This window comes from Riemerella columbipharyngis (genome assembly GCF_900101995.1).
Lineage (GTDB): Bacteria > Bacteroidota > Bacteroidia > Flavobacteriales > Weeksellaceae > Riemerella > Riemerella columbipharyngis.
In genome coordinates, this window is record NZ_FNAS01000008.1 from 41,819 (window position 1) to 67,684 (window position 25,866).

At 37.5% G+C, this 25,866-nt stretch carries 26 protein-coding genes; 15 read left to right on the forward strand and 11 right to left on the reverse strand.

Going from position 1 to position 25,866, the window contains the following annotated elements; genetic code table 11:
• Nucleotides 1-3: 3 nt before the first annotated feature.
• Together BLS89_RS05690 and BLS89_RS05695 are read left to right on the forward strand one after the other, a co-directional pair.
• Nucleotides 4-528: an OmpH/Skp family outer membrane protein gene (locus tag BLS89_RS05690; RefSeq protein WP_245688894.1), complete on the forward strand. Its 525-nt coding sequence runs from the start codon at nt 4-6 to the stop codon at nt 526-528.
• A gap of 49 nt (nt 529-577) precedes the next feature.
• Nucleotides 578-1,078, forward strand: a complete 501-nt coding sequence (locus BLS89_RS05695) for an OmpH/Skp family outer membrane protein (RefSeq protein WP_092736529.1) — start codon at nt 578-580, stop codon at nt 1,076-1,078.
• A gap of 74 nt (nt 1,079-1,152) precedes the next feature.
• On the opposite strand, the gene BLS89_RS05700 is transcribed toward BLS89_RS05695, so the two are convergent.
• Nucleotides 1,153-2,190, reverse strand: a complete 1,038-nt coding sequence (locus BLS89_RS05700; RefSeq protein WP_092736530.1) for an acyl-CoA reductase — start codon at nt 2,188-2,190, stop codon at nt 1,153-1,155.
• 59 nt (nt 2,191-2,249) lie between these two features.
• On the opposite strand from BLS89_RS05700, the gene BLS89_RS05705 reads away from it, so the two are divergent.
• The 4 genes from BLS89_RS05705 (at nt 2,250) to BLS89_RS05720 (ending at nt 5,293) form a co-directional block, all read left to right on the forward strand.
• On the forward strand, nt 2,250-2,600 hold the full coding sequence (locus BLS89_RS05705; RefSeq protein ID WP_092736531.1) for a 4Fe-4S dicluster domain-containing protein: 351 nt from the start codon (nt 2,250-2,252) through the stop codon (nt 2,598-2,600).
• Nucleotides 2,601-2,757: 157 nt separating this feature from the next.
• The gene (locus BLS89_RS05710) at nt 2,758-3,126 is read left to right on the forward strand and encodes a DUF3127 domain-containing protein (protein ID WP_092736532.1); all 369 of its coding nucleotides are present in this window, start codon (nt 2,758-2,760) and stop codon (nt 3,124-3,126) included.
• A gap of 20 nt (nt 3,127-3,146) precedes the next feature.
• Nucleotides 3,147-4,550 (forward strand): MBL fold metallo-hydrolase, encoded by a 1,404-nt coding sequence (locus BLS89_RS05715; protein WP_092736533.1) that lies wholly within the window; start codon nt 3,147-3,149, stop codon nt 4,548-4,550.
• Between the two features lie 47 nt (nt 4,551-4,597).
• Entirely contained in the window at nt 4,598-5,293 is a 696-nt protein-coding gene (locus BLS89_RS05720) for an ABC transporter ATP-binding protein (RefSeq protein WP_092736534.1), read from the forward strand.
• Here the strand turns inward: BLS89_RS05720 and BLS89_RS05725 are convergent, their stop codons facing one another.
• The gene (locus BLS89_RS05725; RefSeq protein ID WP_092736535.1) at nt 5,294-6,175 is read right to left on the reverse strand and encodes a Ppx/GppA phosphatase family protein; all 882 of its coding nucleotides are present in this window, start codon (nt 6,173-6,175) and stop codon (nt 5,294-5,296) included.
• Nucleotides 6,172-8,238, reverse strand: coding sequence for a polyphosphate kinase 1 (gene ppk1, locus BLS89_RS05730; protein WP_092736536.1), 2,067 nt, complete (start codon nt 8,236-8,238; stop codon nt 6,172-6,174). Before ppk1 ends, BLS89_RS05725 begins: the two co-directional genes overlap by 4 nt.
• A gap of 271 nt (nt 8,239-8,509) precedes the next feature.
• Here ppk1 and BLS89_RS05735 point away from each other — a divergent pair, with 271 nt between their 5' ends.
• From BLS89_RS05735 to BLS89_RS05770, 8 genes are all read left to right on the forward strand, one after another.
• Nucleotides 8,510-9,415, forward strand: coding sequence for a DMT family transporter (locus BLS89_RS05735; RefSeq protein WP_092736537.1), 906 nt, complete (start codon nt 8,510-8,512; stop codon nt 9,413-9,415).
• Entirely contained in the window at nt 9,412-10,494 is a 1,083-nt protein-coding gene (locus BLS89_RS05740; RefSeq protein ID WP_176763256.1) for a putative type IX sorting system protein PorV2, read from the forward strand. Before BLS89_RS05735 ends, BLS89_RS05740 begins: the two co-directional genes overlap by 4 nt.
• 116 nt (nt 10,495-10,610) lie before the next feature.
• Nucleotides 10,611-11,324 carry a helix-turn-helix domain-containing protein gene (locus tag BLS89_RS05745; RefSeq protein ID WP_245688896.1) on the forward strand — a complete coding sequence of 238 codons (714 nt, stop codon included), beginning with the start codon at nt 10,611-10,613 and terminating at the stop codon, nt 11,322-11,324.
• 94 nt (nt 11,325-11,418) lie between these two features.
• Nucleotides 11,419-12,018 (forward strand): DUF417 family protein, encoded by a 600-nt coding sequence (locus tag BLS89_RS05750; RefSeq protein WP_092736539.1) that lies wholly within the window; start codon nt 11,419-11,421, stop codon nt 12,016-12,018.
• 173 nt (nt 12,019-12,191) lie between these two features.
• Nucleotides 12,192-13,367 carry a nicotinate phosphoribosyltransferase gene (gene pncB, locus BLS89_RS05755; RefSeq protein ID WP_092736540.1) on the forward strand — a complete coding sequence of 392 codons (1,176 nt, stop codon included), beginning with the start codon at nt 12,192-12,194 and terminating at the stop codon, nt 13,365-13,367.
• Nucleotides 13,368-13,376: 9 nt separating this feature from the next.
• Nucleotides 13,377-14,852: a DNA recombination protein RmuC gene (gene rmuC, locus BLS89_RS05760; protein WP_092736541.1), complete on the forward strand. Its 1,476-nt coding sequence runs from the start codon at nt 13,377-13,379 to the stop codon at nt 14,850-14,852.
• A 1-nt stretch (nt 14,853) separates the two neighbouring features.
• Nucleotides 14,854-15,801 carry an acyltransferase family protein gene (locus BLS89_RS05765; protein WP_092736542.1) on the forward strand — a complete coding sequence of 316 codons (948 nt, stop codon included), beginning with the start codon at nt 14,854-14,856 and terminating at the stop codon, nt 15,799-15,801.
• A gap of 161 nt (nt 15,802-15,962) precedes the next feature.
• Nucleotides 15,963-16,661, forward strand: a complete 699-nt coding sequence (locus BLS89_RS05770) for an SIMPL domain-containing protein (RefSeq protein ID WP_092736543.1) — start codon at nt 15,963-15,965, stop codon at nt 16,659-16,661.
• Nucleotides 16,662-16,724: 63 nt separating this feature from the next.
• Here the strand turns inward: BLS89_RS05770 and guaB are convergent, their stop codons facing one another.
• From guaB to BLS89_RS05810, 8 genes are all read right to left on the reverse strand, one after another.
• Nucleotides 16,725-18,185, reverse strand: coding sequence for an IMP dehydrogenase (gene guaB / locus BLS89_RS05775; protein WP_092736544.1), 1,461 nt, complete (start codon nt 18,183-18,185; stop codon nt 16,725-16,727).
• Between the two features lie 87 nt (nt 18,186-18,272).
• The gene (gene msrA / locus BLS89_RS05780) at nt 18,273-18,818 is read right to left on the reverse strand and encodes a peptide-methionine (S)-S-oxide reductase MsrA (protein ID WP_092736571.1); all 546 of its coding nucleotides are present in this window, start codon (nt 18,816-18,818) and stop codon (nt 18,273-18,275) included.
• A gap of 118 nt (nt 18,819-18,936) precedes the next feature.
• Complete coding sequence (locus tag BLS89_RS05785; protein ID WP_092736545.1) at nt 18,937-19,902, reverse strand: ROK family protein; 966 nt, start codon at nt 19,900-19,902, stop codon at nt 18,937-18,939.
• Nucleotides 19,903-19,970: 68 nt separating this feature from the next.
• Complete coding sequence (gene rocD / locus BLS89_RS05790) at nt 19,971-21,221, reverse strand: ornithine--oxo-acid transaminase (protein ID WP_092736546.1); 1,251 nt, start codon at nt 21,219-21,221, stop codon at nt 19,971-19,973.
• A gap of 29 nt (nt 21,222-21,250) precedes the next feature.
• Complete coding sequence (locus BLS89_RS05795; RefSeq protein ID WP_092736547.1) at nt 21,251-21,817, reverse strand: thioredoxin family protein; 567 nt, start codon at nt 21,815-21,817, stop codon at nt 21,251-21,253.
• Between the two features lie 50 nt (nt 21,818-21,867).
• Entirely contained in the window at nt 21,868-22,356 is a 489-nt protein-coding gene (rnhA, locus tag BLS89_RS05800) for a ribonuclease HI (RefSeq protein ID WP_092736548.1), read from the reverse strand.
• Between the two features lie 10 nt (nt 22,357-22,366).
• A complete protein-coding gene (gene dnaB, locus BLS89_RS05805) occupies nt 22,367-23,944 on the reverse strand; it encodes a replicative DNA helicase (protein ID WP_092736549.1) in 1,578 nt (525 codons plus the stop codon).
• Between the two features lie 234 nt (nt 23,945-24,178).
• Nucleotides 24,179-24,472, reverse strand: coding sequence for a hypothetical protein (locus tag BLS89_RS05810; RefSeq protein WP_092736550.1), 294 nt, complete (start codon nt 24,470-24,472; stop codon nt 24,179-24,181).
• Nucleotides 24,473-24,708: 236 nt separating this feature from the next.
• Between BLS89_RS05810 and BLS89_RS05815 the strand changes: the two genes are divergently transcribed.
• Complete coding sequence (locus BLS89_RS05815) at nt 24,709-25,860, forward strand: THUMP domain-containing class I SAM-dependent RNA methyltransferase (protein ID WP_092736551.1); 1,152 nt, start codon at nt 24,709-24,711, stop codon at nt 25,858-25,860.
• Nucleotides 25,861-25,866 lie beyond the last annotated feature (6 nt).

Consider the following 25,866-nt stretch of genomic DNA (forward strand, 5'->3'; position numbering starts at 1 on the left):
ATAATGAAATCTCTCAAAAGCATATTGACAATTTCAACTCTTCTGCTGACTATAATATTCCTAAAAGCTCAAAAAATAGGCGTTGTAGATACCAACTATATCTTGGGAAAATTGCCGGAATACCAGCAGGCAGAAAAACGCCTGAACTCACAGGTGAAAACTTGGCAGGACGAGGCAGTGAAACTGCAAAATGAGTACGATGCCCAAAAAACGGCATTCGAAAACGAAAAAGTACTCTTGGTAGGAGACCAACTGAAACAACGCGAGCAAAAGGTAAAAGACCTGCAAACAAAACTGCAAGATCTAATCAGTAAAAAATTTGGAACAGACGGAGAAGTGAACAAACTTAGAGTGAGTTTAGTACGTCCATTCCAAGACCGTATATGGAATGTCATCAATACCATGTCTAAGAAAGAACATTTAGGCATAGTTATTGATAAGAACTCTACGAGTGTATTGTTTCTTGATAAAGCATACGATTATACAGATAATGTATTAAATATTTTATTGAAAAATCAAGGAAAATGATTATTATTGCACTCAGAAAAATTTAAACAAAAATTATTATATCAACATTATGAAAAAATTAAGTGTACTATTCGCCGCAGTGATGATGCTAATGTCTTACGGAGTGGCAAAGGCTCAGAAAATCGCAACAGCTGATGTAAATTCTATCTTGGAAATGATGCCGGATAAGAAAAAAGCAGACGAACAACTAATGTCTTTTTTCAAAGCGAAACAAGCCGATATCCAGAAACAAGCTCAGGCTTTCCAAAAAGAAGTAGAGGAATATCAAAAAACAGGAGCAAAACTTACGATTGCACAAAGACAGGCTAAAGAGCAAGAACTTCAGAAAAAACAGCAGAACATCCAGCAATTGTCCGATGCTGCTCAAAGAGATTATCAACAAAGACAGCAAGATGCCTACGCACCAATTGACAAAAAATTCAATGATGCAGTAGAAAAAGCTGCTAAAGCTAACGGATGGGATTATATTTTCGACAGTAATACTATAGGACTCATCTACAAAGCAGGACCAGACGCTACTGCTGCCATCAAAAAAGAATTAGGACTTTAAGATAATTATCAATCTAAGAAGAATAAAAGCCACTCAAAATCTTGGGTGGCTTTTTTGTGTTGTAAATTAAAGCATTATATCTCACATAGAAACACCATTGTATCTACATTGTCTGCATAAGTATCAAGAGACGGGTTTTGTGCTTGTCCCAATGGTATGGTATTATCTATCTCTATGTCTGTTTTAGCGACTATACATTGAATATCCTCTCTGTGGAGGGCTAAGAATTCCTTAACTTCTTCCAAATCTTTGTATCTAGAAAAGTTAATTACCGATAGAGGTGAGAAAAGCTGAGTGTCTTCTTTAAGCATTACAAAATTATTATCCCAAAACTTCTCTTGATTAAGCAGATAAACAGCCCTATTATAATCGTAGTTATTGGCGTATTTATGGTGATTTATGATATCTTTGAAGTTTAGAAAATTTTCAAAAAGGCAGTTAATCTTGAATGATTCCGGTATGAATAAGCGTGTTACATTCCTACAGCCTAGTCCGTAGTATCTGAAAATATCCTCTGCCAATAGTTGAAGCTCCTCATCGGATTCGGTACCGTCTAAAACGGCTACAGAAGTTCTGTTTTTTCTGATGATATGTTTTACTTTCCCAAAATAATATTCCAAGTATCTTGCGGTATTATTACTTCCCGTCGCAATCACAGCATCGTAGTTTTCCAGTTTATCCACAAAAGCAAACGGAAGTTTTCCCCCCAGAAATTCTTCCCACTTTTTCATCAGAAACGGGATAAGGCATTTATCTTTTGATGATAACTTTATGACAGCAAAATGCTGGCTTAAAATAACAGAGATAATATCGTGAAGTCCTACCAAAGGAATATTACCAGCAAGAATCAACCCTACTTTTTTTTGATTTTCAGGAAGTCTATATGTGCTTAGCCATTGTAAAATTTTATCTTCCTTTAGGAGATCTGCCCACTTTCCGAGAGCAAATCTAAGACTCTCTTGGGTAAACCAAGGGTTCTCTATTTCACTTTTGCTCATAAGAGTTTTCAATTCTTGCTCATCAGAAGAATATTCTTCTTCCGGCTGATTTAAAAACTTGTTTAGAAACAATCCTAATTGCACTAAGGCAGAAATTTTAGTATCTTTCTTCATTGGTCATTTATTCAGAATGTAATAACTTTGCAGCAAATTTATCAAATAATTTAATAGGTATGGCTATTGTTATAACAGATGATTGTATTAATTGCGGAGCTTGCGAGCCAGAATGCCCTAATAATGCAATATACGAAGGTGCTGTAGATTGGAAAGCATCAGATGGGACTACCCTGTCCGGGATGGTAGTACTGCCGTCGGGACTCTCCATAGATGCCAACGCCCCGCAAGAGCCGGTAAGCGACGATTATTACTTTATTGTCGCTGATAAATGTACGGAATGCAAAGGTTTCCACGAAGAGCCTCAATGTGCCGCCGTATGCCCTGTAGACTGCTGTATTCCTGATGACAATAATATAGAAACAGAAGAACAGCTTTTGTCTAAAAAAGTCTTTTTGCATGGAGAATAGACTTCATCCAAAATAAATTAAAGTGTTAGAAGTCATATAATTGAATCCCAAAAATGTAAGATTTTTGGTGAATTTCGCTTTCAGTGGATGTGTAAATTCAATTAAATTTGCTACCTTTACCCCGCAATATTTTTTAACACTATTAAAACTATAGAATATGGAATTACAAGGTTCGGTAAAAAAGATGTTCGACACCCAAACATTCAGTAGCGGATTTCAAAAAAGAGAAATTATCCTCCTTACAGAGGAGCAGTATCCGCAGCCTATCAGCATAGAATTTTTGCAAGATAGAATAAGTATTTTGGATAATGTTTCCGAAGGGGATCATGTGAAAATAAGCATCAATATCCGTGGGAGAGAATGGACCAGCCCACAAGGCGAAGTAAAGTATTTCAACTCTATTACAGGCTGGAGATTAGAGAAATTAGACTCTGCCAATGAGCCTACCCAAGCTCAGCCAACCTCTTCTACTACAGAAACTACCGAAAATCCATTCCAAGAAGAAGAGGACGATCTACCGTTCTAAAAACACAGCAAATAATTCAAATGAAAGTAGAGCAGATTTATACTAAATGTTTAGCACAGGGGGCTTATTATATCTTTTCGGAGGGCGAAGCAGCAATCATTGACCCGCTGCGAGAGACTCAGCCTTATATAGAAAAATTGGAGCAAGATCGTGCGAAGCTCAAATATATTTTTGAGACACATTTTCATGCCGATTTTGTTTCCGGGCATTTGGATTTAAGTGAAAAAACAGGAGCTTCTATTATATATGGACCTACTGCTCAGCCGGATTTTGAAGCTATCATTGCAGAGGATAATCAAATCTTTGAAATAGGCAAAATAAAAATAAAAGTACTGCATACGCCCGGGCATACCTTGGAGAGTGCCACTTATCTTTTAATAGACGAGAATGGGAAGGAGTCTGCCATATTTAGCGGAGACACACTATTTTTAGGCGATGTAGGACGCCCCGACTTAGCCCAAAAGGCAACCAACCTTACACAAGAGGAACTGGCAGGTATGCTCTACGACAGTCTTTATAATAAGATTATACCTCTTCCTGATGACATCACCGTCTATCCGGCTCACGGTGCAGGATCTGCTTGTGGTAAAAATATGCAAAAAGAAACGATAGACACACTGGGAAACCAGAAAAGAACAAATTATGCACTTAATCAACCTGATAAAGAACATTTCGTAGTAGCTGTTTTAGATGGTCTTACTCCACCGCCAAAATACTTTGGGATGAATGTATCGATGAATAAAAAAGGTTACAAAAGTTTCCACGAAGTCATTAAAGAGAGCTATCGTGCATTATCTCCTGAGCAATTTGAGAACTTAGCAACTACAGAAAGCATAGTCATATTGGATACCCGGGAGGCAAATGTTTTCAAAGATGGATTTATTCCTAATTCTATCAACATTGGTTTGAAGGGTAGCTTTGCACCTTGGGTAGGAAGCATATTGGTAAATGTGCAAACGCCTATACTTTTGGTCTGTGATAAAGATACCGAACGAGAAGCTATCACAAGGCTTAGCAGAGTGGGCTTCGACAATGTTTGGGGATTTTTGGAAGACGGTATCCAAAGCTGGAAAGAGGCAGGAAAGGACTTAGACAAAATCAATAGAATCACCGCAGAAGAGTTTGCGGAAGAGTTTACTCCTGATGCTGTGGTCGTAGATGTCCGAAAGCCGTCGGAGTACGCTACGGAACATGTAGAAGGCGCTTATCTCAAGCCTCTATCCGACTTTGAAGAATGGGTAAAAACAGTAGATAAGGACAAGCCATTCTATATCCATTGTGCAGGCGGCTACCGAAGTATGATTGCGGCAAGTATTCTCAAATATAATGGAATAACTGACTTCAAGGAAGTAGATGGCGGCTTTGGGCAAATTAAAAAAACAAAGGTTCCGACTACCGATTTCGTTTGTCCGAGCAAATTATAAACACTCAAAACTAATATCTGCCTCTCTCGTGGTATAAATTACACAGAATGTCTTTACAGATTAAAAACCTTTCTAAAAGCTATGGTGCTCAATTGGCGCTTTCGGATATTAATATCCAAATAGAGAAAAATGAGATTATAGGTTTGCTCGGGCCTAATGGTGCGGGGAAATCTACACTAATGAAATCTATTGCTGGTGTTCTGGATATAGAGCAAGGCGAAATTCTATTGGACAATGAGAGCATTAAGGCTAATGAAATTCGTACTAAAAATAGAATTGGATACCTGCCGGAACACAATCCGCTTTACCAAGAAATGTATGTGCGGGAGTATCTAAATTTTGTAGCATCGCTGCATAATGTTTCTGACGAAAGAATAGAAAAGGTCATTGATTTAGTAGGTATTACCTCTGAAAAAACTAAAAAAATCCATCAGCTTTCAAAGGGATACAAGCAGCGTATAGGCTTGGCCCAAGCCATTCTTCATCAGCCGGATTTATTGATTTTAGATGAACCTACCAACGGATTAGATCCCAATCAAATCATTGAAATAAGGCAAATTATCAAAGCTATAGGCGAGTCTAAAACCGTTCTACTATCCACACACATTATGCAAGAAGTAGAAACCCTATGCAGCAGGGTCATTCTTATCCACAAAGGGCAAGTGGTTCAAGATGCCCCTATAGAAGACTTCCGAGGGAAATACCGAAATGTAGAGGATGCTTTTGTCCACTATACAAAATAATTATTTTTCCTTTATTTTATCGTAGAGACTGTGGATAAGCCCATCTGCTACGGATATTTTTGGCACGAATACTTTACTAATATCCGCCCATTGCAGTACATTGCTAAAAATCTTAAGGGCAGGAACTAAAACATCTGCTCGGTCTTCTCTTAGTTTATATTTCCGTATCCTCTCTTCTACACTGAGTTTGGAAAATTCTTTGAGATTTTTTTTAATGGTAGAGGCTGCCATCGGTTTGCCGTCTTTTATTTTATTCATAGAAGCCACTTTATTGATGTTTCCACCAGAGCCTATGGCTACAATGGTTTTCTTGCTGACAATGTTCTTGCATATCTCGTCCCGCATCTCCTGCCATTGCTCTTCTTTCACCAAATTATTAAGGAGCCTTATCGTTCCTATATTGAAAGAACGCTCGTACTTCATCTTATCATTTTCATAGAAAGTAAGTTCCGTAGAGCCGCCCCCTACATCTATATAGAGGTAGGCAAAATCTTTATCCATTCCCTCTGCCACATGGTTTTCGTAGATGAGGGTAGCCTCTTCGTCTCCGGAGATGATTTCTATCTCTATGCCGGAAGTTTCTTTTATTTTTTTTATGATGTCAAGCCCGTTTTTGGCATCTCTCATTGCAGAAGTAGCACAAGCACGGTAGTGTTCTACATTATAAATTTTCATCAGTTCGCTAAAAATTTTCATCGCATCTACTGTCATTTTTTCTCTTTCTGGACCTATGATACCTTTCGTAAATACATCCATTCCCAGCCTTAGAGGAATTCTTAGGAGGTTGAGTTTTGTGAATTCTGTTTGTCCGTCAATGGTTTTTACCTCGTTGATGAGGAGTCGAGCGGCATTGCTGCCTATATCTATGGCGGCTAATTTCATAGTTTGTCGATTTTGTTTTTAAGATAATGATAAGTTTCTATCTGAGATCGTATTGCATTTCCATTTTGGTGTTTGTATTTATTTTTCATTCCATTGTCCAAAATTCTTGCTTTTACATTGTCTCGGAGCTGGATTTTCAGGATATCTAATATTTCGGATTTTATATCTTTTTGGACAATTTTGATAGCAGCTTCCACGCGATAGTCTAAGTTTCGGGTCATCCAGTCTGCAGAAGAAATATAAATATCTTCGTTTCCTTTGTTGTAGAAGTACATCACGCGGGCGTGTTCCAAGTATTCATCTACGATACTGATAGCATTTATTTTCTTTTTGAATTTTTTCTGCTGTACCGCACAGAAAATCCCTCTTACAATCATATCTATCTCTACACCGGCTTCGGCAGCATCATAGAGTTTTTTTATCATCCCTCTATCGCTTAGGGAATTTACTTTTATAATCATTTTGGCTTTTCTGCCGGCTTTTGCTTCGCTGATTTCTCTGTCAATATGCTGATAAATTCTTTCCCTCATATATACAGGGCATACCATCAGAGATTTACAGCTTTTTAGAGCGACGGCAGGGTTTGTATCAGGCTTTCGGAAGAGATTAAATACTTTATTAATGTCCGCCATTACCGCTCTGTTACTCGTCATTAGAAGATGGTCTCCATAGACTTTTGCCGTTTTTTCATTAAAGTTTCCGGTACTCACAAAGCCGTATTGTATAGTTTTGTTATGGCTTCGTTTTTTTATGGAGCAGAGTTTCGCATGGACTTTTTTATTTGATAGTCCAAGGAGTACTTTTATGCCCTCTTGTTCTAGTTTTTCTTTCCATACTAAATTAGCTTCTTCATCGAACCTTGCCCTTAGCTCTATCATCACAGTGACCTGTTTCCTGTTTCTTGCAGCATTGATAAGTGCATTGATAATCTTGGAATTGGATGCAAGGCGGTATATAGTGATTTGGATAGATTTCACATCGGGGTCCATAGCGGCTTCTCTCAGGAGGTCTATCACGGGATTATAGTTGTGATAAGGAAATGACAGCAATACATCTTTCTTGATAATGACATCGGTAACCCGTCCTTCTTTACTAAATGCAGGATGCAGGAAAGAGGTTCGTTCCACAGGTTTTTCACTATTATTGAAAACATTAGGAAAATCCATAAAGTGTTTGAAATTGTGAATCTTCTGCCCTGGTATAATGCTGTCTTTTTTAGAAAGATTAAGTTTCCTGATAAGTAGCTCCAAAAGGGCTTTATCCATATTCTCATCAAATACAAACCTTGTAGGTTTCCCTTTCCTCCGGCTTTTCACTCCTTTTTCTATTTTGTCTGCAAGGGTTGTATTGATATCATTATCCAAATCAAACTCTGCGTCCTTAGTCACTTTGAAGCAATGAGCCTGAAAATCATCATACCCAAAATAAGAAAAAATATAAGGAAGATTATGGATAATGACATCTTCCAAGAGCATAACATCTTTTTCATTATTTTCCGATGGAATAATCACAAAACGCCCCAGCACCTTGGAAGGCACCTCTATTATAGCGTAGTTGCTCTCGTACTCCCAGCTCTTTTTCCGCATCGCTACCCCGATGTAAAGGCTTTTATCCCGAAGATAAGGCATAGGCGTATTTTCTCTTAGGATAATGGGAATTACATTGGCTTCTACCTCATCGTGGAAGTATTGTTCTACAAAGCTTTTCTGTTTTTCTGTAAGCTCCGGGCTTGTTTTAATGAAAACGCCCTGCTCAGCCATTTTTTTTTGGATTTTATCCCAAGCCTTGTTAAAGTTTTTTTGTTGTTTAATGACTACTTCATTGATTTTGTCAAGTATCTTCTGAGGTTCCTCGAAAAAAGAAGTTTCAATATGCTTTTGCTTGAAATCCATCGCACGCTTCAATCCTGCAACACGCACCCGAAAGAACTCGTCTAAATTATTAGAAAATATCCCTAAGAATTTTATTCTGAGGTGCAGTGGTACAGTACCGTCCATAGCTTCTTGTAGTACGCGTTCATTAAAGGAAAGCCAAGTGATATCTCTAGGATTGAATTGAGGCATTTTACTTTATTTTTTCATTATTTTCAGCAAGTTCAAATTTAAGAAAAATACTCTAAGTTTTGAGACAAGAATCTAATCATCTATATTAAATTTTATTTTTCAATAGCTTCATCATTCTTTTGAGTAAAATTTTATTTTATGTTAAGTGAATAAGAAAAGTAACTTTCCCAAATAGACATACACTATCTTCACCTATTAAAATCACAAACAAATTTACTCTAAATTTGATGCTTTGCTATTATTTTTATTTATTTGCATATAATTTAGATTTATGTGGAACAACACTATCTTCAGATTGCACTTTATCGTTTTTCTATGGGGGTTTACTGCCATTTTAGGTAAACTTATTTCCGCAGATGCTGCTACGCTGGTATTCTATAGGACAGGATTTGCAGCAATTTTTCTTTTCTTGTACTTTAGATTCGTAAAGAAACAAAGTATTCGTATTCCCCAGAAAAGAATACTTCAATTTCTTGGCGTGGGTGTTTTCATCGGGTTTCACTGGCTTTTATTTTTCTTATCCATTAAAAAGTCCAATGTATCTATCACGCTCAGCTGTATGTCTTTAGCCACTATTTTTACGTCCTTTATCGAACCTATTTTTTACAAAAGAAAATTAGATTGGCTGGAGGTTCTTTTAGGATTTATCATCGTTTGCTGTATGGGAGTGATTTTCCAGACACAATTTCAGTACATGTGGGGGATTTTTTACGGAATACTATGTGCTTTTTTGGGGAGTTGCTTTTCTGTTTTTAATGGAAAACTTTATGGTAAAGCCTCTGCCGGAAATATTATATTTTATGAAATAGTGGGCAGTTGGCTTATTTTGAGTTTTTTTTATATTTGTACGGGACAAATATCAGAGATCGTTAAAATAAATTCACAAGATTTAGCGTTAGTTTTATTATTAGCAAGTTTTTTTACAGCGTTTCCTATGTATGTTTCTGTGGAGCTTATGAAATATATTTCGCCATTTACGCTTATTTTAACCGTAAATTTGGAGCCTGTGTATGGTATTGTTTTGGCATATTTTATCTTTGGACAATCGGAGCATATGGGAAGTTTGTTTTATATTGCAGCGTTGGTGATGCTACTGGCAATTATCATTAATGGGATAATGAAAGCCAAAAGACGAAAAACTTTAGCTCAAAACGAATTAAAAGCAACAAAATTATGAAAAAAATAATAGTACTGTATTTTATTTCTATCCTAAGTTTCAGTGATGCTCAAACGGTACGAAAATACTCTAATGAATTTCTAAACATAGGTGCCGGTGCGAGAAGCTTGGCTATGGGAGGAGCGGTAATATCCAATCAAAACGACGTCTATTCTCCAATGTGGAATCCAGCAGGATTACTTGGCGTTTCCTCTGATTGGCAGGGGGCTGCAATGCACGCAGAGTATTTTGAAAGTATTGCAAAATATGATTACATGGCTTATGCTAAGGCTTTGGATAGGAATGAAGGCACATTTGCCGTATCATTAGTAAGGCTGGGAGTAGATAATATACTAAACACCACCCAGCTCATTGACAGTGAAGGGAATATTAACTATGATAAAATAACGAAGTTTTCACAATCGGATTATGCGGCTTTGGTATCTTATGCTTTCCATCCTTTTGGCAACCAAATGTGGGATATGGGGGTAAATGCCAAGGTTCTCTATCGGAATGTAGGAAAGTTTGCAAACGGTTTTGGCTTTGGCTTTGATCTGGGGGCTATCTACCACTCGGATATGGGCTGGAACTACGGGTTTATGCTGAGAGATGCCACGACTACGGTAAGTTTTTGGTCTGTCAATCAGAATGCTCTTTCTTCGGTGGTTAATGGGAAAGAATACAACCCTGCCCCTAAGAACAATATGGAAATTACCATACCTAAACTCAATGCAGGGGTAAGTAGAAATTTTGAGCTTTCCAGAGATTTAAGTCTATTGCCGGAAGCCGGCGTTAATATTGATTTTGCAAAAACAACAGCATTAGTATCTACGGACTTTGCAAGCATTACCCCCTATGCCGGAGCGGAGCTTTCGTTTAGAAATGTAGTTTTTGTAAGGGCGGGGATCAACAGATTTCAGCGTATCTCTGATATAGAAACCAGAAAAGACAAACTATCTTTCCAGCCGAGTGCAGGTGTAGGCGTACGCTACAAAGGGCTTACATTGGACTATGCCCTTACCAATTCCGGTGTGAACGGCAGTAATTTCTTCTCTAATTTCTTTTCCCTAAAATTAGATATGGCTGTATTTAGAAATTGATAAAACAAGATATGTCCGCACTGATATCAATTGAGCAAAATAAAAAATACGAAAAAGGAGATTCTTTTTATTCGTCCAAATATGCAATTATATTATTGTCAAATAGTAAATTTTATGTGGATTCTATACAATATGATGCAAAAGAACAAACCGTATTATTCCTTTCTCCGTATCAAAAACTGGTGTGGAATGATGATACTATTGTCAGTGAATTGTTATTTCACGGTGATTTCTACTGTATAGAATACCATAAAGAGGAAGTGGCTTGTAACGGATTATTATTCAACAATATATTTTTAAAACCTTATGTTGAAATTCCAAAAGAAGAATACCTTGAAATAAAATCTATTTTCAATAAAATAGAAGCCAAAACGCGTGACATTTCTCCTTTTGCAGATATGATAAACCGAACTTATATTCAGTTAGTTTTGGCATTGTGCAGCAGGGAGAAGTCCAATGAATTAGAAAAAATACAGAAACTCTCCCCATTAGACTTTCAGATGAGAAGACTACAAGAGCTTATAGACAGGTATTTTAGCAGGGAGAGAAGTCCGTCTTTCTATGCCGATAAGCTGGCTATATCACTGCACAGTCTTAGCAGAAAATCTAAAAAATCTTTTGGGAAAACACCTACGGAGCTTATTCGCGAACGCGTTATTTTGGAAGCAAAAAAAATGCTCCATCTCACTTCAAAATCGGTGAAAGAAATCGCAGCTGTACTGTATTTTGACGACGAATATTACTTCAGCAGGTATTTTAAGAAATGTGTAGGGTGCTCTCCCTCTCAATACCGAAAAGAAGTAGGGATTTCTATTGTGGTATCAGAATAGTAATTTGCTCAAAATAATCCATTACAAAGACATTTTTATCCATTTTGCTTTCTATCTCATTGTAGTAATTTTGCAGACATAAAAAAATATCGTTATGAATAAATTACTTTCAACATTAGCCGCGAGCCAATCGCAGTTTATCAATTTTATAAGAGTAGCTGTTTTTATCGTAATGGCTTGGATAGGAGGGCTAAAAGCATTTCAATACGAGGCAGATGGGATCGTTCCATTTGTGACCAACAGCCCTTTTATGAGCTTTTTGTACCATAATTCGGGGAAAACGGGAATCAATGAAGAAGGAAAAGAAGTTCCTCAATACAAACTTCATAGAAACCCTGAGGGAAAAATGGTGGCAAAGAACATTGCTTGGCACAAAGAAAATGGCACTTATGCATTTTCTTACGGTTTAGGAACGGTAATCGTGAGCATCGGGATTTTAATGCTATTAGGCATATGGTATCCCAAAATCGGGCTTTGGGGAGGACTGCTCACTTTTGGGATGTCTATCGTTACGCTATCATTTCTTATAACGACCCCCGAAGTATATGTCCCTAATCTGGGAGGCGATATGCCGACACCTAATTTTGGCTTCCCTTATCTATCAGGAGCAGGAAGGCTTGTACTGAAAGATGTCATTATGATGGCAGGAGGGCTGATAGCCGCTTCGGATTGTGCTAAAAGAATATTGAAATAGTATTTTTGTTTTGCAATTTTATTTAAAACAGTCTTATTTAGAGGCTGTTTTTTTGTATAAATACAGTTTGGCCTACCAAAACATAAATATTTTTCTACTAAACAAGTGTAGGTTTGAGGAGGATTGTACCTTTCGGTTAAAAATAATTACTTACTTTTGTTAAAATAAAAAAAATGAACGAGGTTCGACTCAACTCCATCTTAGACAACGATTTCTATAAAATAACCATGCAAAATGCTGTGGTGAAACTTTTTCCAAAAGCAAAAGTAAAATATGAGTTCATCAATAGAGGAGCCCACTTGTTTCCGGAAGGCTTTGCTTCCGAGCTGCGTAAAGCGGTAGATGCTATGGCAGAGCTTAAACTTACTAAAGATGAAAAACGCTATTTGAAAGAAACTTGCCCTTATTTGGATTTACCTTATTTGGATTTTTTGGAAGGCTACCATTACGACCCTTCGGAAGTGAAAATCGTTCAAAAAGGAAACGAGCTTAAAGTAAGTGTGGAAGGCTATTGGTACAGGACTATTCTTTGGGAAGTTCCGCTGCTGGCTCTCATCTCCGAAATGCACTACCGGATGAATGAAATGGAGCGGAATTCCAACCGTGTGGTATTAGAAAAAACCATTGAAAAATCTAAGAAACTCAGTGCTTTAGGGGTTACTTTCGCAGAATTTGGGACAAGGAGAAGGCACTCTTACAGAGTCCATCAGCTGGTAATGGAAGCCCTAATGGCAGACCGCTCGGGAGCATTCATAGGGACCTCTAATGTCCATTTTGCAATGAAATTTGGTATAAAACCGATAGGTACCCACGCCCACGAGTGGTTTATGTTCCACGCGGCAGAATACGGGTTTAAGATGGCAAACCAGCTGGCATTAGAGCATTGGGTAGATGTCTATCGAGGAGATTTGGGGGTGGCACTCTCGGATACTTATACTACAGAAGTCTTTTTCAGGCAGTTTGACAAAAAATTTGCAAAACTCTTTGACGGTGTTCGCCACGATAGTGGAGACCCAATAGAATTTGCCCACAAAACCATCAAGCATTATGAGAATTTTGGTATAAACCCAATGTATAAATACATCGTTTTCTCTGATGGTTTAAATCTAGAAAAAGTAGAAGAGATTACACGAGCTACACACGGAACTATAGGAATTTCCTTTGGAATAGGAACAAATCTTACTAATGATGTAGGACTGAAACCAATGAATATTGTAATGAAACTTATCGGCGTACAAGCTCCTAATGGAGATTGGATTCCTACGGTAAAACTGTCTGATGAACCTAAAAAATACACAGGAGAGCCTAAAATGATCGAACTGGCTAAAGAATTTTTAAGAATATCATAGTTAATTAAAATGAATATTATCTTTTTATCAATTGGTATAGTTGCTGGAATGGTTATCATCTTTTTTATTTTCAGGGCAAATAGCGTTCCCAGAAAGCTCTATGATGAGGTACAGCAAAATAAAATACAGATAGATGCTGACCTTAAAAATGCTCAAAACATTATCTTAGAAAAAGAAAAAATATTGGCAGAGAGCAAAGAACAATGTGATAGCCTAAGCTCAAAATGCCAGAATCTAATGCAGGAACTTTCAAATATTTCGGCAGAGCATAAAAATATTACAGAGCGTTATGCAGAAAGCAGAGAGACGCTCAATTCTCTTCAGGTTACCATAGCCCAATTGACAAAAGAAAGCCAAAATTATTTTGCCCAAATCAGTGAGCTTAAAGCAAAAAATGAAAACCTCACGATTTTGCTCGATACGCAAAAAGAGGAAATGGGAAAAATTCAAGAGGAATCAAGGCTGCAATTTGAAAACATTGCCAATAAAATTTTAGAAGAAAAAACAGAAAAATTTACTTCCCTGAACAAAGAGAATTTAGGGCAAATCCTGAAACCTCTGGGCGAAGATTTAGAAAAATTTAAAAAAAGAGTAAACGAAGTCTATGAAAATGAGGCGAGAGAAAGACATTCTCTAAGAGATACTATCAAAATAATGCTGGAGCAGACCTCCAAAATCAGCCGAGAGGCAAACAACCTTGCAACAGCCCTGAAAGGACAGTCAAAAACACAAGGAAACTGGGGCGAAATGATTTTGGAAAATATTTTAGAAAAATCAGGATTACAAAAAGACAGGGAGTACTTTATGGAGTATGAACTTAGAAATGAAGACAATACGGCCTTACTATCAGAATTTTCGGGTAGAAAAATGCGTCCCGATGCCATCGTAAAATATCCAGGAAATAGAACCGTCATCATAGACTCCAAAGTCTCGCTAAAAGCATTTAGCGAAGTAATAGACGAAGCAGATCCTGATATCTATGCCGCTAAACTTAGCAGACATCTATTATCGGTAAAGAATCATATTGACGAATTATCTCGGAAGGCTTACGATGACTATGATAAATCTCTGGACTTCGTGGTGATGTTTATCCCCAGTGAACCAGCTTATATTGCCGCTATGCAGTCAGATCCAAACCTTTGGAGCTACGCTTACGAAAAAAGGATTTTACTGATGAACCCAAGCAATCTCATCACTTCTCTAAAACTTATCGTAAATCTGTGGAAACGGGAATACCAAAATCAGAATGCCGCAGCCATAGCAGACCGAGGAACCAAGCTCTACCACAAATTCGTAGGATTCGTAGAAAATCTGGAAAAAGTAGGCAAGAATATCGACCAAGCCAAAAATGCCTACGAAGAAGCCTACAAACAGCTCTATTCTGGGAACGACAATCTCATTCGCCAAACAGAAAAACTGAAGGAACTAGGTATCAAAACTAAGAAATCTTTATCAACAGATTTAATTAAAAAAATATCAGAATAAAATGAAATTAGAACTATTAACAAATAAAAATAGGATTTTTGGCTTAGATATACTTAGAGCTATTGCTATCCTATTTGTTGTTTTTACTCATGCAGGTAAATTTTTTCCACCTAAGTATATCAAATACTATATGATGTTTGATTATGACGGCGTAGGTATATTTTTTGTGTTAAGTGGATTTTTAATAGGAAATATTTTTATTAAACAAGTCGAAGGAAAACAAGTTACTTTTGGAGAGATAAAATTTTTTTGGATAAAAAGATGGACCAGAACCCTTCCAAATTATTATTTTATATTAATTATACTAATTATATTCAATATATCTCAAATAAATATAAGGGGAGGGATATTACATTTAATATTTTTGCAAAATTTATTAGAAATACCTAAAAACAATTTCTTTGGTTGGTCTTGGAGCTTAAGCGTAGAAGAGTGGTTCTATATATTTTTCCCTTTGGCAGTTTATCTTTTATTTTCACTAAAATTCAGTATAAAAAAATCTATTTTTATTTATAGTTTTATTTTCATTTTGACCATTCCAATTTTCAGATTTCTAGTTTATCATAGTAAAGTTAATTTTACATATGAAAATTACTATTCATTAAGCCATAGTGTTTTTTATAGACTAGATGCCATAGCCTATGGGGTTATGGCGGCCTACTTATACTCTTATTATCGTAAATGGTGGAATACTTATAAAAAACCTCTACTTATAGTAGGAATAATTTTATTATCGTTAGCTTTATATTTTGGACATTTTATATCAGGATATGCGTATAAATTATCAGAATTATCTTTGACTTCCATTACTGTTTTTTGTTTTCTACCATATCTAAATTCGATAAAGTATTCTAAAAGCTTATTTTACAAACCTATAACATTCCTTAGTGTTACTTCTTATTCTCTATATCTAGTGAATTATACAAATCCTAATAGCACATTTAGATAACTATTTTTTAGAAAAAGAAATTTTCTCTTTAAAATTTTTATTTATAAGTTCTTATATTGGTTTCTGGATATTATCTATATTTACAGCTTATTTATTGTATTCTTTATACGAAGTTAAAATGACTAAATACTTAAGAAAATTAATTATAAAATCTTAATCCTATGAAAAAAGTACTTTTTATTTTAATAATTTTTATAAATCAGCACCTTGCCTTTGCTCAAAATAATTTAAATCAACAACCTTATTTGGAGGTGAATTCAAAAGCGGATATTTTAATCGTCCCTGACCAAATTTTTATCAGTATCAACCTCAGCGAGGCAGACTCTAAAAATAAGATATCTTTGGAAGAGCAAGAACAGAAGCTGAAGAGAGTCCTAAGAGACTTAAAAATAGACTTGAAAAAAGACTTATCCTTGGTAGATGGCGGCAATAGCTACAGAAGCTACTTTCTTAAAGGACAAAAAGTTATCAAGAGTAAAAATTTCTCTCTAATGGTTCATAGTGCCAATATGGTGAGTAATGTATTAGCCGGTTTAGAGAGTGCGGGCATCGCCAATGCCTATGTTTATAAAGCAGATTATTCCCAAAAAGAACAACTGTTATTGTCGCTAAAATCCGAAGCGGTAATGAAAGCTAAAAAAACCGCCGAAGCATTGGTAAAACCATTAGGGCAGTCCATAGGGAAAGTGTTTTATATAGGAGATTTGTTCTATGATAATTATTCTGTGCCAACAAGGTACTCTATGATGTTAAAAACAGATAGCATAGGGGCTGGCTCTTCTGATGAAAGCCCGCTTCCTATAGAGTTTCAAAAACTAAAATTTCAAGTTCAGGTTCAGGTAAGATTCCAACTGCATTAAGCAGCAATCATAAATAAGGATGCTAAAAGCATCCTTATAGACTATATATTTTCATCCTTCCTATTACAGAGAGTAATTCGGTGCTTCCTGCGTGATGATGACATCGTGAGGGTGGCTTTCTTTAAGCCCACTTCCTGTAATTTTCACCATTTTAGATTCTTTTTGCAGAGTCATAATATCCTTAGCACCACAATAGCCCATTCCTGCACGAAGTCCTCCGGTAAGCTGGAATATGACATCTTCCAACTTCCCTTTATAAGGCACTCTTCCTTCTATTCCTTCCGGCACAAATTTTTTGGCTTCACTTTGGAAATAGCGTTCTTTCCCCCCTCTTTTCATTGCCGCAAGGCTTCCCATTCCTTGGTAAGATTTGAATTTTCTGCCTTGGAAAATAATCTCTTCTCCCGGTGCTTCTTCTGTTCCTGCGAATAGAGACCCCAGCATCACGGCATTGGCTCCACTGGCAATAGCTTTAACGATATCCCCTGAAAGCTTAATTCCTCCATCGGCTATTACTGCTACATTTTTTTGTTTGGCATACTCATAGACATTGTATATCGCCGAAAGCTGAGGTACGCCCACTCCTGCTACCACTCTGGTCGTACAGATAGAGCCCGGCCCTACACCTACTTTAAGTACATTGGCACCTGCTTCTATTAAATCTCGAGCCGCCTCTGCCGTTACGATATTTCCGCCCACGATATCCAAATCCGGAAAAGCAGTGCGTATTTCTTTTATTTTATCCAAAACCCCCTTAGAATGTCCATGTGCAGAATCTATCGCAATAATATCCACACCTGCATCTACCAAAGCTTTCACTCGCTGCATAGTGTCCTCGCCTACGCCTACGCCTGCCCCTACGATCAGCCTACCGCTCTTGTCTTTATTAGCATTTGGGTATTCTAACTGATTGTCAATATCTTTAATCGTGATAAGTCCCACCAACTTGAAGTTTTCATCTACAATAGGAAGTTTCTCCACACGATTTTCCAACAATATTTTCTTGGCCGTTTCCAATGTTGTATGCTTATCGGAAGTCACGAGATTTTCCTTAGTCATCAGCTCTTCTACTTTCATATCAAGGTTTTCTTGATACTTCACATCTCTATTGGTAATGATTCCTATGAGGGTTTGATCTTCTGCTACTACCGGCAATCCCGAGATTTTATATTTTGCCATCAATGCCTTTGCCTCTCCCAATGTATAATCTTTGGACAAAGTAACAGGGTCAGAAATCATCCCGTTTTCAGAGCGTTTCACTTTGTTCACTTGTGCTGCTTGTTCTTGGATAAGCATATTTTTATGAATAAAGCCAAGCCCTCCCACACGGGCAAGAGCAATGGCTAAATCTGCCTCCGTTACGGTATCCATTGCGGCGGATACGATAGGGATATTAAGCGTAATTTTGTCTGTAAGACGAGATTTTAATGAAACTTGGTTTGGAAGTACCTCCGAGAATGCAGGTACAAGAAGGACATCATCAAAGGTGATAGCTGTCTCTACAATTTTGTCATGTATAGGCATAGCACTTTCTTTGCAAATTTATAGCATTTATCGTAAATACAAAAATAAAATATTCCCGTAAGAAAAAAGCATAGGAATAGATTCATTTTATTTAAGCCAACCTAAATCACCAAAATGTTTCTCAAATTTTCTAATCTTAGGACCAACTACTGCACTACAATAGGGCTGTGAAGGATTGTTGTTATAGTAACCCTGGTGATACTGTTCCGCAGGCCAAAACTTTATAAAAGGAGCAATTTCAGTAACATATTTTCCTTCCCATTTTCCCGTAGCCTCTGATTTTTTTATGGCAGTTTCAGCCTCTTGTTTCTCATTTTCGGTTCTGTAAAATATTACCGAGCGGTATTGTGTCCCTACATCATTTCCTTGTCTATTGAGCTGCGTAGGATCGTGAAGAAAGAAAAATACTTCCATCAATTGCTGAAAAGAGATAATTTCTGGATCATAGGCTATCTGCACTACTTCGGCGTGTCCTGTCTCTCCTGTACAGACTTCTTCGTATGTAGGATTATCTTTATGTCCTCCGGAGTAGCCGGAAACAACGCTTTCTACACCTTTCAGTTTTTGGAAACAGCTTTCCACACACCAAAAACAGCCACCTCCTATCGTTAAATATCTTAATTCATTATTCATTTTTTGTTTGTAATTAAATTGAAAATCTTTTTTATTTTGTCCCGTACATCCTACAATGTTCAAAAGTGCCAAACATAAGAATAATATACCTTGTCTCATTCTCATAAAATATTACCAATTATTTTTCCCATACTAATGCACTTGAACCTAAAATAGCTGCATCTGCTTCGGGTAATTCACTAAATACCAATTTTACTTTACCTCTAAAAATGGGCAACAAATTCCGTTCCATATGCATTTTAGCAGGTTTCAAAATAAAATCACCTGCCTTTATTACTCCCCCAAAAAGAAGAATAGCCTCCGGCGAAGAAAACATTACAAAATTTGCCAAAGCTTCTCCCAATTTCTGCCCCGTATAGCGGAATACTTCTATGGCAATAGGATCACCGGCTTCGGCACACTCGTAAACGGTTTTAGAATTTATTTCGTCTTCAGGGTAATTATTAAGCATAGAATTAGGAAACTCTGCTCTCATTTTTTTTGCTGTAATGGCAATACCCGTAGCAGATGCATAGGCTTCCAAACTCCCTTCCGAGCCTGTACTCCAATGTTTTCTGCCATTAGGTTTTACAATCGTGTGTCCCAATTCTCCTGCAAATCCGTCGTGTCCGTAGATAACCTGCCCATTCGTTACGATACCGCTTCCTACCCCCGTTCCCAGTGTCATCATTATAAAATCTTTCATCCCTCGTGCAGCACCAAACATCATTTCGCCCAGTGCAGCAGCATTGGCATCGTTGGTAATTTTACACGGAACGCCAAATTTTTCTGTCATTTTTCCTGCCAACGGAATTTTCCCTTCCCATTTAAGATTGGGTGCATAGTCTATCATTCCTGTATAGTAGTTTGCATTGGGAGCACCTACTCCTATTCCCATAAGCTGGTAGCTCTTACTATGTTTATCCAGCATTGGTCTAATTTCTACGTATAGTTGTTCTATAAATTCATCTATGGTAGCGCTTTCGGTCTTCACTCTACCTTTGTCTAAAATCTCTCCTCTGTGATTTACTATTCCAAATTTGGTATTCGTTCCTCCGATGTCTATCCCTAAGGCAATTTGTTTTGATAAGTCTATTACTGCCATTTTTTTATTCTGAAATTTTCAGCTACAAGAAGCCTCCCCATATAAACATAGGTAGGCCTGCCGAAATTTTATTTTTTGAAGTTCAAAATAGTTTTTTCTATAATACTCAAGCAATCTCTGAGCTGCTCTTCCGTGATAACTAACGGCGGTGCCAAACGGATAATATTCCCATGCGTAGGCTTGGCAAGTAATCCGTTCTCTTTAAGTGCAAGACAAAGATTCCACGCAGTAGGACTGTCTTGTATATCATTGATTAAAATAGCGTTTAGCAATCCTTTACCACGAACATCGTAAACCAAGTCTGTTTTGGCAATGATTTTTCCCATCTCCTCACGGAATATCTTTCCAAGACGCTCTGCTTTATCAGAGAGATGCTCCTCTTGTACCACATCTAACGCCGCACAAGCCACCGCACAAGCTAAAGGATTTCCTCCAAAAGTAGAACCGTGTTGCCCCGGATGAATCACTTTCATAATATCATTATTTGCCAATACGGCAGAAACAGGATACATTCCCCCAGATAGAGCTTTCCCGAGGATAAGAATATCCGGCTGAATATCTTCGTGGTGGCAAGCGATGAGTTTACCCGTTCTCGCAATACCCGTCTGAACCTCATCTGCGATGAACAAGACATTGTACCTTTTACAAAGTTCGTAAGCTGTTTTCAGATAACCATCGGTAGGCACATACACGCCTGCCTCGCCCTGGATAGGCTCTACTAAAAATCCGGCAATAGAATCTCCTTCTTCCTCCAAAACTTTTTGTAAAGCATCTGCATCGTCATAAGGAATTCTGATAAATCCGGGAGTAAAAGGGCCGTAATTATTGTGGGCATCTTTATCATTAGAGAAAGAAACTATCGTCGTCGTTCTACCGTGGAAATTATTTTCGCAAACGATGATTTTAGCATTGTTTCCGTGTATCTTTTTAACTTCGTAGGACCATTTTCTCGCGAGTTTGATGGCAGTTTCCACAGCTTCTGCTCCGGAATTCATTGGCAATACTTTATCAAATCCCAATAGCTTAGTAATTTTCTCTTCATAAACGCCAAGTTTGGAATTATAAAAAGCCCTTGAAGTAAGGGATAGAACTTTCGCCTGCTCCACCAATGCATTAACGATTTTAGGGTGAGAATGCCCTTGGTTAACAGCAGAATAAGCCGATAAAAAGTCGTAATAACGCTTACCCTCTACATCCCAAACATAAACACCTTCTCCTTTGTCCAAAACTACCGGAAGTGGATGGTAATTGTGTGCACCGCAACGGTCTTCTAAGTCTATGTAATATTGTGTGTTGTGATGATTTTTACTTGAACTCATATTATTTCTTTTTTATTGATATTTAATTTTTATTTCCATTTTGTGAAAAAAGCCTTCACTTTTTCCAAGCTATATCCTTTACCTTCCTCCAAAACTGAGCTGTCCTGAATATGAACAACCTTTCCATTCTTACCCAATACAATGAAAACAGGGAAACCAAATTTCTCGGGGTGTCCAAATTTTGCAAAGAGTTTTTCGTTTTTATTTTCAGGGGAATAATTCAGGTGATAATAAAGATAATTAGTATCTACCAATTCTTTGAGCTCCGGCGTACTCTGCACAAAATTATTAAACCTAAGGCACCATATACACCAATTTCCCCCTGCCTGAATCATAATTTTTTTGTTCTCTTTCTGAGCTTCTTTTTGCAGTTCGGAAAGTTTTTCCTCCGCATTTTCTTCGGGGTGGTAGGGCTTTGGCAATTTTGCCATTTCTTCCTTAGCTTTCGTCTCTTTGGTGCTCTCTGTTTTTACAGTATCTTTTTGTTCTAAAGCTATTACTTCTTTATTCCCTCCGGAAATAGGCGTATCTTTCTTTTGGCAAGACACAGTCATAACACCGGATAATAAAGCAATCATAAAAATACGATTTTTCATTACATTTTGATTTAACAACCAAAATTACATCTTTTTTCTCAATTATCAATTTATTCAGAGAGAAAAAGTCCTACATCATCAGGATTTTCAAAGTAAGCATCTATTTCCAAATGTTTGGACGAAGCCGCTGCCACAGCAAGGCGGTCACAGATTTCGTTCTCCGGATGCCCCGCATGTCCTTTTACCCAAAAAAAATTTGGGCGGTGCACTTTTAATAATGGCACTATCCTTCTCCATAAATCAGGATTTTTCACTTTTACAAAACCTTTTTTTATCCAGCTTTGAAGCCATTTTTTGTTAATAGCATCAGAGACATATTTACTGTCTGTGTAAATACAAACCTCATTCTCTGCATTCACTTTGAGCAGTTCCAATGCTGTGATTACTGCAAGAAGCTCCATTCTATTGTTCGTGGTTTTTCTGAAGCCTTTTGAGAATGTTTTCTGATAGTTTGTTCCGGATATTTTCATTAAAATACCATACCCTCCTCTACCTGGGTTTCCGCTGCAAGCCCCATCAGTGTATATCTCTATCCTCATTTGCTACAAATTAAAAAGGTAAATCGCTTTCGTATTCACTATTGTTCATAGAAGAGCCGGATACATTAGGCGGCAAGTCAAACATCTCCGCACTCGGCTGTATATTTTGTTTAGCCAGATTAAGCCCACTCGGCTCATCCGAAGACATCGTAAAACTACCCGGGTACATATAATCATCGGCGCTAAGGTCTGTAAACTTCGCAAACTCCTTAAAGAAAGAAAGCCTAACCTCTCCCGTAGCACCATTACGGTGTTTTGCCAAAATGATTTCAGCCTGATTGGTGGTATCCGTAGCCTCCCCTCCAGGGTCGTTGTCCCATTGAGTTATTTTATAATACTCTGGGCGGAAAATAAAGGACACGATATCCGCATCCTGCTCTATCGCTCCGGACTCCCTAAGGTCCGAAAGCTGAGGGCGCTTCGTAGTACGAGTTTCTACGGTTCTTGACAACTGAGAAAGAGCAATTACCGGCACATCAAGTTCTTTGGCAATCGCCTTCAAGGAACGGGATATCATTGAAATTTCCTGCTCCCGAGTCCCCCCCTTACCTCCGATATTGACTGTCATCAGTTGGAGATAATCCACCATAATGATTTTAACGCCATGCTGCATCACCAGACGCCTGCACTTTGCTCTGAAATCAAAAATAGAAAGAGCAGGTGTTTCATCTATATAAAGAGGTGCTTGCTCCAATGCTGTTACGTTGTTAAAGAGCCTATGCCATTCTTCTTCTGTAAGTGTTCCTTTTCTCAATTTCTCTGATGAGATCCCCGTTTCAGAGGCAATCATTCTTGTGATGAGCTGTACAGAAGCCATTTCCAGCGAAAAAATTGCGATAGGTACTTGGTAATCTACGGCAATATTCCTTGCCATAGAAAGTATAAAAGCCGTTTTACCCATACCCGGTCTTGCGGCAATAATAATAAGGTCTGAATTTTGCCAGCCTCCTGTTTCTTGGTCGAGCTTGGTAAATCCCGATGGAATACCCGAAAGCCCTTCTTGGTCTTTTAATGCCAAAATCTTTTTTGTGGCTTGCTTCACTAGATTATCTGCTGTATCAAACCCTTTTTTAATACTTCCGTTGGTAATCTCAAAAAACGACTGTTCAGCCTTATCCAAAAGCTCAAAAACATCGGTGGACTCTTTGTAAGATTGGTCTATGACATTGGCAGAAACATTAATCAACGAACGAAGAATAAACTTCTCCAATACAACTCTTGCGTGATATTCAATATGTGCCGAGGAGCTTACATTAATACTCAATTCTATGATATAGCTGTCTCCCCCTGCTACAGAGAGCTTTTCGGTTCTCTTCAGCTCCTGAATAACAGTCATAATATCAACAGGATTGTTATGATTAAAAAGCCATGTGATTGCACGAAATATCTCTTGGTGCCTTGGATCATAGAAAACCTCCGGTGACAAAATCTCAATTGCCGAATCCAGTCCTTTTTTATCAATGAGAGCTGCTCCCAAAACTATTTTTTCAAAATCTACCGCGTTAGGCGGTATCTTACCTTGTGTAATGGATAGCTCCTGTGTATAATTATTATTTACAAATGAATTTGATAGTTCTTTCTGTGTCATTTGGCAAAGATAAAAGATATATTTTCGCTAAGGAAGTCATTGTGCAAAACTTTATAAAAAAGCAATTATCAAATTGATTTACAATGGATTGAAAAGTATTCTATTGTGGATAAATAAAAATTTAAAAACCGAGAAAATTTATTCTCGGTTTTTATTTTAATCTTGCCCAAAGATTGTTTGATAAGAAAAAAAAACAACACTTAAGACAAATAGTACAATCTAAATAAACTATTCCTATTTTTTTGTTTTGCAACAAGATTTTCCGTGTTTATTAGATTTGGTTTTGCAACAAGCTTTTTTTGCAGCTTTCATCTTATCGGCGGAGCAGCAAGCTTTTTTTTCACCATCTTTTTTATCGGCAGAACAAGACTCTTTTCCTTTTGTGGAGCAAGTGTCTTTTTTCATCGCGGTACAACAATGATGCTTGTGCTGTTTTTGACCAGGCTGCGTCTGCTGAGCACCTACCGTCGTAACTCCTATGAACATAAACGCTACGACAAACCCTAATTTCTTAATAGTTTCTAACATATTTTTAAATTTAAAATCAAGGCAAAGTTAATATTTTTTTTTATAAAATCAATGATATTATTCATCGTAATAAAAGAAGAAACCAAAACCGATTACGAGGAAAATAAAATTCAGAAAATATCTTGTTCAAAAGCCTTGCATAACATTTTATATTCCAAAAACAAAATACCGAGCTATAGAATTCATTATTGGAGATGGGTTTATTTAGTATATTTGCCGTAAATTGAAGTTTTGAGATGGATTGGAACGACTTAAAAATAAACATAAAAACCTTCTTCGGATTTGAAAGTATACTCTCCGAGGAAGTAAAGAAACTCGGCGGGAGAGAGGTAACAGTACTCAACAGAGCCGTGTCTTGCAAAGGAGATCTGGGGTTTCTCTATAAAATCAATTATGCTCTGAGAACAGCCGTGAAAATACATGTCCTCATTTCGGAATTTCGAGCTTATAATGAGCAAAAATTCTACGAAAAACTGGTGAAATTCCCATGGGACGAATACCTCACGCTCTCTCAGACTTTCGGAATAGATGCTACGGTGCACTCGGAAAAATTTACACATTCTCATTTTATGGTGTTGAAAATGAAAGATGCCATTGTGGATTATTTTCAAAAAAAATACCGCCGCAGACCCGATGTAGAGCCTCATAATCCTGATATAAAATTCCACCTCCATATCAATAGAGACAAAGTCGCTGTATCTCTAGATTCCTCCGGCGAACCCCTATTCAAAAGGGGATACAGACAGGAACAAGGCAAAGCTCCTATAAACGAAGTCTTGGCTTCCGGAATGCTCCACTTGGCAGGCTGGGACGGGAAAGGGAATTTTTTGGACCCAATGTGCGGCAGCGGTACTCTGCTCATAGAAGCCGCTATGATGGCGATGGAACTACCGGCTCAGATTTTTAGAAAAAACTTCGGGTTTCAAAATTGGAAAAATTATGACGAAGATTTATTCTTAAAAATAAAAGAATTCCGCATCAATAGAATAAAAGAGTTTTCTGGAAAAATCGTAGGCTACGACATAGACCCTCTTATGCTTTCCATTGCAAAACGAAATATAGAAGCTGCCGAATTGGAAGAAGTGATTACACTGGAAAAACAGAATTTCTTTGACTCCAAAAAAGAGCTTTTCCCTCTGCTCGTCGTATTTAACCCTCCTTACGATGAACGAATCAGCATCAATGATGATGATTTCTACAAAAAAATAGGTGATACATTTAAGAATAATTACCCCAATACCTTGGCGTGGCTCATCACTTCCGACCTCGAAGCCGCAAAAAAAATAGGCCTCCACCCGAGCCGGAAAATAAAGCTCTACAATGGAAAACTGGAAACCCGTTTTCTGCAGTACGAAATGTACGAAGGCTCTAAAAAGAACAAATCCTAAAACCTC